The 13,129-nt window shown below is 42.4% G+C and carries 7 protein-coding genes; 4 read left to right on the top strand and 3 right to left on the bottom strand.

Translation table 11 applies throughout. From position 1 onward, the window contains the following. Window positions 1–61: 61 nt before the first annotated feature. Window positions 62–3,955, bottom strand: coding sequence for a phosphoribosylformylglycinamidine synthase (gene purL, locus JFU56_RS05450; RefSeq protein WP_198436252.1), 3,894 nt, complete (start codon window positions 3,953–3,955; stop codon window positions 62–64). A gap of 289 nt (window positions 3,956–4,244) precedes the next feature. On the opposite strand from purL, the gene mltF reads away from it, so the two are divergent. Together mltF and JFU56_RS05460 are read left to right on the top strand one after the other, a co-directional pair. Continuing rightward, window positions 4,245–5,708 (top strand): membrane-bound lytic murein transglycosylase MltF, encoded by a 1,464-nt coding sequence (mltF, locus tag JFU56_RS05455; protein WP_198436253.1) that lies wholly within the window; start codon window positions 4,245–4,247, stop codon window positions 5,706–5,708. 137 nt (window positions 5,709–5,845) lie between these two features. Next, window positions 5,846–5,989, top strand: a complete 144-nt coding sequence (locus tag JFU56_RS05460; RefSeq protein ID WP_198436254.1) for a hypothetical protein — start codon at window positions 5,846–5,848, stop codon at window positions 5,987–5,989. On the opposite strand, the gene tadA is transcribed toward JFU56_RS05460, so the two are convergent. Continuing rightward, window positions 5,986–6,585 (bottom strand): tRNA adenosine(34) deaminase TadA, encoded by a 600-nt coding sequence (gene tadA, locus JFU56_RS05465; protein ID WP_198436255.1) that lies wholly within the window; start codon window positions 6,583–6,585, stop codon window positions 5,986–5,988. The genes JFU56_RS05460 and tadA overlap by 4 nt on opposite strands. A 68-nt stretch (window positions 6,586–6,653) precedes the next feature. Beyond that, a complete protein-coding gene (locus JFU56_RS05470; protein ID WP_242065868.1) occupies window positions 6,654–9,461 on the bottom strand; it encodes an ImpA family metalloprotease in 2,808 nt (935 codons plus the stop codon). Between the two features lie 268 nt (window positions 9,462–9,729). Between JFU56_RS05470 and JFU56_RS05475 the strand changes: the two genes are divergently transcribed. Together JFU56_RS05475 and JFU56_RS05480 are read left to right on the top strand one after the other, a co-directional pair. Beyond that, entirely contained in the window at window positions 9,730–11,904 is a 2,175-nt protein-coding gene (locus tag JFU56_RS05475) for a hypothetical protein (protein ID WP_198436256.1), read from the top strand. Next, window positions 11,901–13,103, top strand: a complete 1,203-nt coding sequence (locus JFU56_RS05480; RefSeq protein ID WP_198436257.1) for an outer membrane protein transport protein — start codon at window positions 11,901–11,903, stop codon at window positions 13,101–13,103. Before JFU56_RS05475 ends, JFU56_RS05480 begins: the two co-directional genes overlap by 4 nt. Window positions 13,104–13,129: the final 26 nt, after the last annotated feature.

The raw sequence follows: 13,129 nt of genomic DNA on the forward strand, positions 1-13,129 counted from the left end.
CGACCTTTCATTTATCAACACATCAATCTAAGTTATTAGCCTAAACCATTAACCGACAATATTAACCTAAGTTAACACGGGCATTGCGGAACATACGCATCCAAGGGCTATCTTCGCCCCACTCTTCTGGATGCCATGAGTTGCTCACACTGCGGAATACACGTTCCGGATGTGGCATCATGATAGTTACGCGACCATCCGTCGTAGTAAGACCGGTAATGCCTAATGGCGAACCATTTGGATTAGATGGGTATTGCGTCGTTGGTTGACCGTAGTTATCAACGAAGTTAAGGGCAACCGTACCACTGTTACTCAGTGCTTGCAGATGCGCTTCATCACGTAATTCAATACGACCTTCACCGTGAGATACAGCGATTGGCATTCTTGAACCAGCGAGGTCACCTAAGAATAATGACGGATTTTTCGGTACTTCAACTAAGCTGAAACGTGCTTCAAAACGTTCAGATTGGTTGGTAACGAAACGTGGCCATAATTCTGAACCAGGGATAAGTTCACCCAAGTTAGATAACATCTGACAACCATTACACACACCCAGTGAGAAGCTGTCTTCACGTGCGAAGAAAGCAGCAAACTGATCACGTGCTTGTGGGTTGAATAAGATTGATTTAGCCCAACCTTCACCTGCACCCAGTACGTCACCGTAAGAGAAACCACCACAAGCCGCAAGGCCAGCGAAGTCTTCAAGGTTAACGCGGCCGCTTAAAATATCACTCATGTGAATATCTTGAGCAGCAAAGCCAGCACGGTCAAATGCAGCCGCCATTTCCGTTTGCGAGTTTACACCCTGCTCACGTAAAATAGCCATTTTAGGTTGTACACCTGTCATGATGTAAGGTGCTGCAATATCTTCGTTAACATCAAAGCTTAAGTTAACGTTTAGACCAGGGTCTTTCACGTCAAGTTTAAGATCAAACTCTTGCTGTGCACAGCTCGGGTTATCACGTAAAGCTTGCATCTTAAGCGTTGTTTCAGCCCAAATTGCACGGAAGTAAGTACGGCTTTCAGCGAGTACGTTTTCGCCATTACGCGTGAAACGAACCATATCATCAGTGTTTGTCGAACCGATTACATGACAACATGCAGCAAGACCGTGGCCAGCTAGTGTTGTTAGTACTTGTTCTTTCATTGCTGAAGAGACTTGGATAACCGCACCTAGCTCTTCCGAGTAAAGCGCTGCAAGATCATCAGTACCTAGCATATCAAGTTCAACATCAACACCACAGTGACCAGCAAACGCCATCTCTGTTACTGTTGAGAATAAACCACCGTCACTGCGATCATGATAAGCCAATAAAGATTGCTCTTTCACTAATACTTGCATTGCATCGAAGAAGCCTTTCAGCTGCTCTGAGCTATCTACATCTGGTGTATGTTGACCCAGTTGCTTATATACTTGTGCTAATGAAGATGCACCTAGACGGTTTTGACCATTACCTAAATCGATAAGGATAAGGTCTGTCGCGCCTTTGTCAGTACGTAGCTGTGGCGTTACTGTTTTACGTACATCAGTCACACGGCCGAATGCAGTAATAATCAGTGATAATGGTGATGTAACTTCTTTGTTTTCACCTTCATCTTCCCAGCGTGTCTTCATTGACATTGAATCTTTACCGACTGGAATAGTCAGGTTCAATTCAGGGCAAAGTTCTTCACCAACGGCTTTAACAGCCGCGTATAAACCCGCGTCTTCACCTGGGTGACCCGCTGCAGACATCCAGTTAGCAGAAAGGTTGATGCGTGTTAAATCACCAATCTCTGTTGCTGCGATGTTTGTTAATGCTTCAGCAACGGCCATACGGCTTGATGCAGGGAAGTTTAACAATGCTAGCGGCGTACGTTCACCGATTGCCATAGCTTCACCAGCGTAAGTATCAAAACTTGCTGCTGTTACTGCACAATCGGCAACAGGAACCTGCCAAGGACCAACCATTTGATCACGCGCAACCAGACCCGTTACCGAGCGGTCACCGATGGTGATCAAGAAAGTTTTTTCAGCAATGGCAGGTAAACGTAATAGACGTTCTGAAGCATCTTTAACAGTAATGCCTGTAAAGTCTAATGCTTGACCTTCAGTCACTAGCGTTGTTGCTTCACGGTGCATCTTAGGTGCTTTACCTAATAATACTTCCATTGGCATATCAATTGGCGTTTCATCTAATAACGAATCCGTTACTGATAAATGCAACTCTTCAGTCGCCACACCCACTACTGAGAATGGTGTACGTTCACGTTTACAAATCGCTTCGAATGTAGCTAAGTTTTCAGGAGCAACAGCCATAACGTAACGTTCTTGTGATTCATTACACCAGATTTCAAGCGGTGACATACCTGGTTCATCGTTGTTAATATCACGTAGTTCAAACTTAGCACCACGACCACCGTCATGTACAAGTTCAGGGAATGCGTTTGATAAACCACCCGCGCCCACATCGTGAATGAAGGCAATTGGATTGTCTTCACCCATCTGCCAACAACGGTCGATAACTTCCTGACAACGACGTTCCATTTCTGGATTTTCACGTTGTACAGATGCGAAATCTAAATCTTCGTGTGACTGACCAGAATCCATTGATGAAGCAGCACTGCCACCTAAACCAATGTTCATTGCCGGACCACCTAGCGCGATTAATTTAGCGCCAACTGGAATATCACCTTTTTGAACATGCTGGTCACGGATGTTACCTAGACCACCAGCAAGCATAATTGGCTTGTGGTAACCACGTACTTCCACACCGTTATGGCTGTTAACTTCAGCTTCATAAGTACGGAAATAACCTAATAGGTTAGGACGACCAAATTCGTTATTAAATGCTGCGCCACCAAGTGGACCTTCTAGCATAATGTCTAATGCACTAACGATACGACCTGGTTTACCAAAGTCGGTTTCCCACGGCTGTTCAAATGCTGGAATACGTAAGTTAGATACTGAAAAACCAACTAAACCTGCTTTTGGTTTCGAACCACGACCCGTTGCGCCTTCATCTCGAATTTCACCACCAGAACCTGTCGCGGCACCAGGCCAAGGAGAGATTGCAGTTGGGTGATTGTGAGTTTCAACTTTCATCAGGATCTGAATATCTTCTTGATGATATTCATACTGCTGAGTTTTTGGATCTGGGAAGAAACGGCCGGCTTTTGAACCTTCCATCACAGAAGCATTATCTTTATATGCAGATAAAACATGATCACCTGTTTGTTCGAAGGTGTTCTTGATCATCTTGAATAATGATTTTTCTTGGTCTTGGCCATCAATAGTCCAATCCGCATTAAAAATCTTATGACGACAATGCTCTGAGTTTGCTTGGGCAAACATCATTAATTCGATGTCATTTGGATTACGTTTTAACTGCGTAAAACTTGCAATCAAATAATCGATTTCATCTTCAGCCAATGCTAAACCTAATTTAACATTCGCATCAACAAGTGCCTCACGGCCACCCTCTAAGATATCAACAGACTTCAATGGGCGCGCTTGTGCTTGAACAAATAATTGTTCCGCTGCATCTAAACAATCAAATACAGTTTCCATCATACGGTCGTGCATCAGGCTTGCTGCAGTTTGTAATTGGACTGGTGTAAGTGGTGTAGATGAAGAGAGGTAGTAAGCGATGCCACGTTCAAGACGTTTTACGTTAGAAAGGCCGCAGTTGATTGCGATGTCGGTAGATTTAGAAGACCAAGGAGAGATAGTGCCGGGACGAGGAGTGACGAGAAGGAGAGTTCCTTCGGGAGCGTGCTCTGTAATTCTTGGCCCGTAGGTCAACAATTTTTCCAGGACACTCCGTTCTTTGTCACTGAGCGGGGTTGTTACATCGGCAAAATGGACGTACTCCGCGTAAATTGTTATATCCGATAATCCTACATCATTACATCGTTCGACTAGCTTGCTAGTACGAAACTCAGAAAGCGCTGGCGCTCCTCGCATTATATGCATTAACTTTTTCTCACTAAAAGGGTTACTGGGGAAAAATCCCGAGTATTATATGCAAATTATGACCATAACGATAGCGTTACATGAGCAACAAGTTAATTTACTAATAAGTTTTTTTGCGCCTTAGCCGATAACATCATTAACAGTACTGATAACATTGTCATTTCATAGACATATGAGTACTGTTTTTTTATACAGTTATTTATGAATAAGTATTGTGTAATGGTAATGAAAACGCTATAAAGATAGATCCCATATAGATATTTATATTTTCATATTAAAAGGTTATGACTTGCAGATATTCTTAGTACGCTTACAACATTTTTTCAAACTGGCCCTACTCATTACTTTAGGCGCGGTCCTGTCCGGCTGCATGCAAGAAAATGATGAGCGCACTCAGCTTGAAAAAATCCAAGATGCGGGAGAATTGCACGTAAAAACAATCTATGGTCCAGCCAACTACTATCTTGATGGTAATAAACCGACTGGACTTGAGTATGAATTATTAAAAAAATTTAGTGATTACCTCGGTGTCGAATTAATTATTCACCCATATCACTCACTAAAAACCATGCTTGATGCTGAAAAAACCAAGGCAAAACCGTTTGCATTATCAGCAGCAGGTTTAACGCGCACCGAGTCTCGCGTAGCTGATTATCGCATGGGCCCAAGTTACTACGAAGTCAAACAATTACTCATTTATCGTAAAGGTAGTCTAAGACCCCGCAACCTACAGCAAATTGTCGACCCTATTTATGTTGTGAAAAGCTCAAGCCACGAAGAATACGTACAAAAACTACAACGTGATTACCCTGAGCTCAATCTGACTTACAAAACATTCCCAGATGAAGACCTTCTATTTAGTAACTTAGAAGAAGGGAAAATAAAATTAGCCATTGCTGACGATACTTCACTGTCACAGCATCAGTATTACTACCCACATTTAAACAAAGCCTTTGTACTTGAAAATAACCTTGATGTTGTTTGGCTAATGGATAAAAGTGATGACGACTCATTTGCGAATGCGGTATTAGCTTTCTTTACCTTGCAACAATTCTCGGGGTCGATGGAGTTATTACAAGAAAAATATTTTGGGCATATTGATACGTTTGATTTTGTCGATACCCGCACTTTCTTACGCCGTGTTGATTCGCAGCTCCCTAAGTACGAACCTTTATTCCGCAAATACGCTGGGCAATTAGATTGGCGCTTGTTGGCTGCGGTGAGTTATCAAGAATCACACTGGAATCCCACAGCACGCTCACCTACAGGTGTCCGTGGTATGATGATGCTAACGTGGCCGACAGCGCGAGAGTTTGGTGTTACCTCACGTATCGATCCTGTGCAAAGCGTAAAAGCGGGCTCAGCCTATTTAGCCAAGCTAATAAATCGCTTACCGGATACGATTTCCGAACATGAAAAACCCTGGTTTGCATTAGCCGCCTATAATATAGGTTACAGTCACTTAATTGATGCGCGTAAAATTACCGAAAAACTCGGTGGCAATGAAAATAGCTGGGCTGAAGTAAAAGCGATTATCCCATTACTGCAACAACGTAAATGGTATAAATATACGCGTTTTGGTTATGCTCGAGGTAATGAAGCAGTGAAGTATGTCAGTAATATTCGTAAATATTATGATAGCTTGCGCTGGTTTGATGAACAGATAAACATGACCGAGAAAGTTGCCCGTGAAGTTGGTCTTGAAATCTCCACAAAACCAGAGCAAGTATTGGGATCAAGTGAACTGGAGTAACATTCATCCGCTGTCACAATAGCCACATAAAACTGACATAAAAGTTTCATGTGCAAGTTATTTATATTACTGTATGTTAATGAACATAAAGATAAAAAAACGCCTAGGACTAGGCAGCGAAATTAAAGGAAAGCATGATGCTAAAGAAAAGATCTAAATTAAAAGTAAAGTCGCCAAGACGTCAAATAACACGTTCAAGAACAAACCGTTCGCTACTCAATCGTCAGCGATCTTTCTTTTTACAAAATGAGTTTGAAAGCCAACCGGCTATCCTAGACTAACCTTTCTGTAAGCGCTTCAGGGCTTTTTTCTCTTTACGGCGACGTTTAAAGAAATTACTTAATAATGCGCCGGTCTCACTAGCAAAAACTCCTGAACGTACTTCAATTTGATGATTCAACTGTGCATGCTCTACCAAGTTAAATACCGAGCCTGCCGCCCCCGTTTTTAAATCTACCGCCCCATAAACTAAACGCTTCACTCTGCTATGCACCATTGCACCAGCACACATAGAGCATGGTTCTAACGTCACATACAGTGTCGCATCAATAAGTCGGTAGTTAGCAACAGTTTGACCCGCAGCACGCAATGCAATAATTTCAGCGTGTGCTGTCGCATCGTGTAAATTAATCGCTTGATTCCAACCTTCACCAATAATTTCACCATCTAGTACGACAACCGCACCAACAGGCACCTCATCAATCGCTTCAGCTCGACCCGCAAGCATGATCGCATGCTGCATCCAACGTTCGTCAGCTTGGCTCTGTTCAATTGAACACTCAATGTCAGCACTACTTTCAATGCAGGCTGGAGTACTGGTTAGGCTGTTACTTAAAGTATTCTCTTCGGCAGTAATTTTGGCTATACGTTCAGTCATGATGATCTTTGCTGCTGGGTGATTTAAGTAGATAATAGCATAAATCACCCAACATCAAAGACGTGCTGCTAATGCGGCCAAGCCATACTGGCATTCACGGTTATTTTTGGCTGTACCAAGCTTTCACAATAAGCACCCAAATTATTCGATGCATAAAAGTTCACCGGTAACATGGTACTTTGCGTTGCCGCTATTTGCGCCTTGGCTTTATCATCCACAACCAGTCCCCACATAGTGGTAAAGTCGGTAACATCACGTTCTATTGCCGTAGACATCGCAATAGCTAACCACTCATTTTTACCGATAGATTTCGCTTCAGCTTGTGAATATTGACTAAATCCCAGTGCATCTCGCGTCGTCAGCCAAGTTGCATCCAGTTTCACTGCGGTAGTGAAGTTACGATCTAACACATGTAGTCTGGCAATCAAATGCCAACCAATATCGAGCGTACCTGCATTTTGTGCTGCCATCATCGCTTGGATCATGATCATGGCACCATTTGACCAGCTGTTTAACTCAAGGCCTTGCATGTATTGATACGAATCAACGCCCTGCTGACGACTGGCTTTCAAATGCGTAAACATACTTTCAAAATTAAGCTTTTGGCACACAGGCGCATTGCCTGTTTTTTGGTAATTCATGTGTTTGGTAAAATAGGAGTAATAGTTAGTACTTGAGTGCGAGTCCCAGCCACTAAATCGGAAACGTCCACTTTCTTGCGTATGACCGATTTCATGTAAATCACCGTGACCCAGTGGATTGAAGTTCCAATTAGCGTCATATGGATTACCCGAACAACCTGAACCACACGTCGCGCGATCAGCATTGAAATGATGAATCTGATCTTTATAGGCTAACGCTAACCCTTTCGTATTGGCAAAACTAACGACCTCAGCCAATACCTCAATGTTTGGCCCTTCAAAGCCGCCGAGCGCTTTTTCATAGCCATGGGTATATTTCTGTGTGGTTGTCGCCAGTAGCGAAAGATCTGACCATGTTGGATCCGATATCGTTTTTAACATTTTATCTGTGGTTGAATGCACTTGAAAATTATCAGTAATGAACTCTGCCCAATCATATTGGTTAGCGTTCACTTGTGCGGTAAATGCGACACTATCACTATTACTTCGCCACACAGGATGTAAGCCCACATTTACAAAAGTAAAATCAACTTGGGCTAATGGCTCTGTAGCAACAACATTAGTCTGGGTATCAAAACCGACTTGCAGCAAGCCACCATAAGCAGACGTTAGCGTGAGCGTTTCTCCTGACTTGATATTATAGCTTTGTGATTTGACAAACTTTGGTCGACTGTAACCGTCTTTTGCTAAGTATTCGTGCGTAGAACCGCTGCGTAATGTATTCATAAATACACTGGTATTCACGTCTACATTATCATTACGCGTGATCGTCACGGTTTTTCCCGGCAGTACATATACACCTGCGGCTTGGAACGTACCGCGCGTGCTAAGGCTAACCTGCTGAGTAACGGGCGTTATATGAGAGAAATCACTGCGACTAAAACTACCCAAACTCGCTTGCGCAGCATTAATCAGCCGATTGTTGAATAATACATGGTCTGCGTATAAAGAACGTAAAAATACGTTAGCGTTGGTATCGACTTTATTCATGGGAAATAATACGTCTTGACGATATTTGTCACCGAGTAAGATCAATAGCTTTTGATATTTAAAGACATCATCCTCGAACAAGGCAATTTTATTTTTATCAAAATTATCGATCTGCGCTTTGATCATGTTTGCTGCTTGATAAAACTGCTCATCCATTAAAGATCCTGGTTCGCACGTTTTATCGTTACATTGCGATAGGTCAACAGAGAAACTATTGGTGTCCAGACGATTTAACAACGCCAGTTGCAGTTCAATATCATCAGGTAGCGAGTCATAATCATCCATCACATTAAACGCGGTGGTGCCAAATTTACGCCAGTAGTTATCACCTATATAGGTAATATGCAGTAATTCGAATAAGGCTTTCCCTAACGGTTTAAGATTACCGTCGTGATGCACATATAATATTGATATACCTTGTGTTAATAATGTTTCCACGTTCGCAACATAATCACTCAACTCATCGTCGCTGAGTCCACCTGTATACTGCGACAAGATCACTAAATCTGTATCTTCGCTAACACAACTTACTAATGCCGAACCATCGCATGATTGCGGTAAATTATAGCTAACGTTATCTGTGTAATGTTCATCAAACCATTTACGCGTTAGCGTTCTGTCTTGAAAGTAATATGAGTCATCCAATTGCGACATCACAATCTTTAGCGGTTTCTCAGGCGAAAAATCATGACGCTGAGATAGCCAGTTCGTCGCATTTTTTAGCCATGATTCCATTTCAGCATTTAATGCGTTGTTATCCCGACCTTTATTACGGAAAGGATTTGAGTTTAATGCTAAATAGCGGCCTTGTGCTTTATATTGACCAGCAATAGCAACAGGTAAAGCTTCAGCCGTCCTCTTGCCGTCATCATATTCGGGAATAATCGCATTTGATTCAAGGACTGAATAATTTATACCATAGGTATTTTTAAATGCTGCAGCGTCATGCGTCGGCCACCAAGTTAAATCAGTTAAAGTCGACGCATCTTTAGCTCCGATATTAAATAAAGTGTGCTTTATAGACTTTGCAGTTGTTTGATTGGCCGTGACAGTATGCTTAAGCTCTGCAACCAACAATGATGCATCATCAACATAACTGACATCGCCAGTCGCAAGTGCTTGTGCAATCTCAGTTGGTGTTACGGGTAGTGGTGCCGTTATTAGCTCATCAATCGCAGATGATTCAGAGTTACAACCCACCACCAGCGCTAGACTAAGTCCCATTACTATATTTGTATAATTCAATCTGAATCCCTTCCAGTCCATTATAAAAGCGCTACGCCTGATCCTGCGCATATTTTCCATATGCAATAATAATAACAGAAGTACATGTTAAATGAAGACGCATAAGTTATATATAACAAACACTTACACAATCCACATCATACCACCACGCAACATTAATAACCTTAATCATACGTAATAATACTTAATTATTAGCGTCTTTGTCCGTTTTAGGCAAAAGTGACGACCTGACACGAAACACCACTAAACACAAAATGGAATCATGACAATGAAGTTAATAAAACTAAGGCGTTACACCGGTATTTTTATCGGTTGCATGGCAATAAGTGCCTGCCAATCAGATGACGAAAGTAGCCAAGCACCGATTGACATGTACGTCCCCTTTTCAGTTAGCGCCTTACCTATGCCTAACGATGGTTATGGCTATGATGACGACTTCACTATTTCATTGCCCGGTGAGGATGATGTCACAGGTGTAGACAGAGAGAATTTCTATCGTAGCTCAGATACAGTTTACGCCGCCTTAGATGGTTGGGGTTTATGTACCGAGCCAATGCAAATTCCAATTTCGAGTCTCAATAGCAACGAAAGATACCCACTTAATCCAAATACATTAGCTGACAATGTTGTTTTGATTAAAGAGGATGGTACACCTGTTGAAACCAATATTTCTTCAACCAGTGAAAATATTCAGATCGAATGTACCGCGACCTTAACTGAAAATAGTACTTATTTTTTACTCGTCAATGATCATGTCGAGACATCAGATGGGACACAGCTACAAGCCGATCCCGCGTTCACAGAATTACAGAACCCAGATATAGTCCCAGCAACATTAACGGAACAAGAACAATTAGTACAAGCACAAATACAAGCAGCAAAAGCTGCTGCAGGAACAACTATTTCGGGAGAGATCGTTTATGCAGCACAATTCTCAACACAAAGTAGTCATGCAATTTCAGATAGCATTATTGAAAATAACAAGTCGGCATTTCTTGGGCACTTAACCCCCGATAACGTCGGTGGTAGAAAAGCATACGACACCTATAAAGCACCATTAACCCTACCTTTCTATTTACCTTTCACTGAGGATTATAGTGAAAACTGTCTAGTCGATGAATTCGACCCGATTGTGGCCTGCCCTGAACTTTACCAATGGATGAGACCAGCTGGAGATCCAGAGGGACATTTGACACGAGATAACAGCCTACCTGAATCAGCACCTTTAACTATTATTGTTGATATCTATACACCTAAAGGTTGGGAAGACCAGGGAAAACCAACATTACCTGTTGTGCAATTTATTCACGGTGTGACCGCGAATAAAGGTACCGCGTCATTAATGGCCCAAGACTATACCGATGAAGGTTATATCGTTGTTGCTATTGATATGCCATACCATGGCGAGCGCATTATGCACGACAGAGAAGGTAATCAGATTGGCGCTGAAATTAACAAAGCCGATTTTATCAACATTAGCTCCCCTTTAACCCTTAGAGGTAACTTAAACCAAGCGGTATCCGATAACCTGAGTTTGCGTGGCGCTTTAATCGCTGCACCTTGGGCTGATGAAAATGACATTCATCTAATAGGACATTCACTCGGCGGTATTGTCTCAGTGATGGTCAGTGAAATGTCACAAACAACAATTCAGCCAATCACTAGAACTCAAGATTTAACCTATAAAACGGTCAACTTCGCGGTACCAGGTCAAGGCCTCGTTAACTTAGTTTTGACCTCTGATATGCTCGGACCAGAAACAGAAGAATCAGTAAAAAAATCACCCGATATTCAACGAGGTATTGCTGAGACCGTCATTCCTGAACAATGTGACATTAGTAATAGCAACGAAGAATGTATTTTAGCATTACGTGCCTTTAGTGCTGAATCGACTCACAATACAGGTGTTGTCACTCAGCTAGAAGACGATATCTACACACTTATTTTACCGGGTTTTAAGCAAGGAATTCAAGCTAGTGTCGATAGTGCAGATCCCGCTAATTTCATCCACCGCCAAGTAGCAAACCTCCAAGCAACCCTACTCATTGAAGCCATAGGTACTTGTGGGGAGACTTGTGAAATCGGTGAATATATGCCTGATTATGTTGTGCCGAACAATAGCCCGATTAATGTATTAACAGGGACAGATCCATTAATCTCTGCACTAGCATTAGACGATATTAGAGATGATACAACAGGAGGAAGTGGCATTACCGGTACGATTCGAGGTGTGATACGAGCAACCACAGGTGGGCATGGTACGTACCTTTTCGCCTACGAAGGACCAATGGATGAAAGCGGCGCACCTGGCACATCAGAACTCGGAAAAGTACGCACGGCGACTGAAACACAGCAAATAGCCATTCGCAGCATGATCTTTAGTGATGGTGTTGATATAGAAATAGATGATCACACAAATATCGAAATCGAGGAAGTCCAATGAGACACTTACGCCGAGCTTACCCAGTAATCATGCTTGCCTGTATAGGTAGTCAGGTCCAGGCCGCTGGTTTCCAACTAAATGCACAGTCTGCAACAGGTTTAGGTCGCGCATACGCAGGTGATGGTATTATTGCTGACAATGCCTCTGTCATGGCTAAAAACAGCGCCGCGATGGCATTGTTTGATCAACCATCATTATCTGTCGGTGCTATTGGTGTCATCACTGATGTAAGCCTCACTGATGCATCTTATACACCAATGGTTGATGATACAGTTGATGCGAATGTTGATGATATTGCTAATGCGGCATTCATCCCCAATTTCTACTATGTTCACCCTATTGCTGATTCCGATTTAACACTGGGTCTGGCTATGTACTCTAACTTTGGTACCAGTGTCGAATTTCCGGATGATTATGTAGCTAGTGAATTCGGTGGCGAAACATCACTTACTAGTATCAACATTGGTCTTTCTGCTGCTTATCAACTTACTGATAAATTAAGCTTAGGTGCCGGGCTAGACGTTATTTATGGCGAAGGGCAAATCTCCCGCGATAACCTGCTTGAAGTGGAAGCCGATGGCGTCGCTTATGGCTTTAATCTTGGCTTAGCTTATGAGTTTAACGATAATAACCGTATCGGTTTAAGTTATCGCTACAGCCCTGATTTAGAAGCGAGTGGTGATGTAGATATGACAGGTGAAGGCAGCGCGGATAGTATCAACATTCCCTTACCCGATATGATTGAATTGTCTGGTTATCATCGCGTCATGCCAAAACTTGCGTTCCACTACAGCGTCCAATATGTGCAATGGTCTGAATTTGATTCGTTAACATCGAGTGATTTCGACAGTAACATTAAAGATTATGCATGGACTGATGCGGGACATATTTCTGTTGGTACTACCTATTATCCATCAGAAAGCTGGGAGTTACGCGCGGGTTATATGTATGACCATGCGCCAACCGACAGCTTGGAATCAGTATCAATACCTGATTCTAACCGTCACTGGTTATCAGTCGGTACGACGTACAAGTTATCACAATCACAAAGTATTGATTTAGGTGTCAGCTATATTCTTGGTGAAGATACCGCGGTAGAAGAAAGTCTCACAACCATACCAGGAACAGAATCGAGCATTAATGGCGTTGTTGAATCCAGCGCTTGGTTATTTGGCTTGCAGTACAATCATTCGTTCTAACGATTTAGCTATTACCCCAGCCTTAA

Source organism: Moritella sp. F3 (assembly GCF_015082335.1).
Lineage (GTDB): Bacteria > Pseudomonadota > Gammaproteobacteria > Enterobacterales > Moritellaceae > Moritella.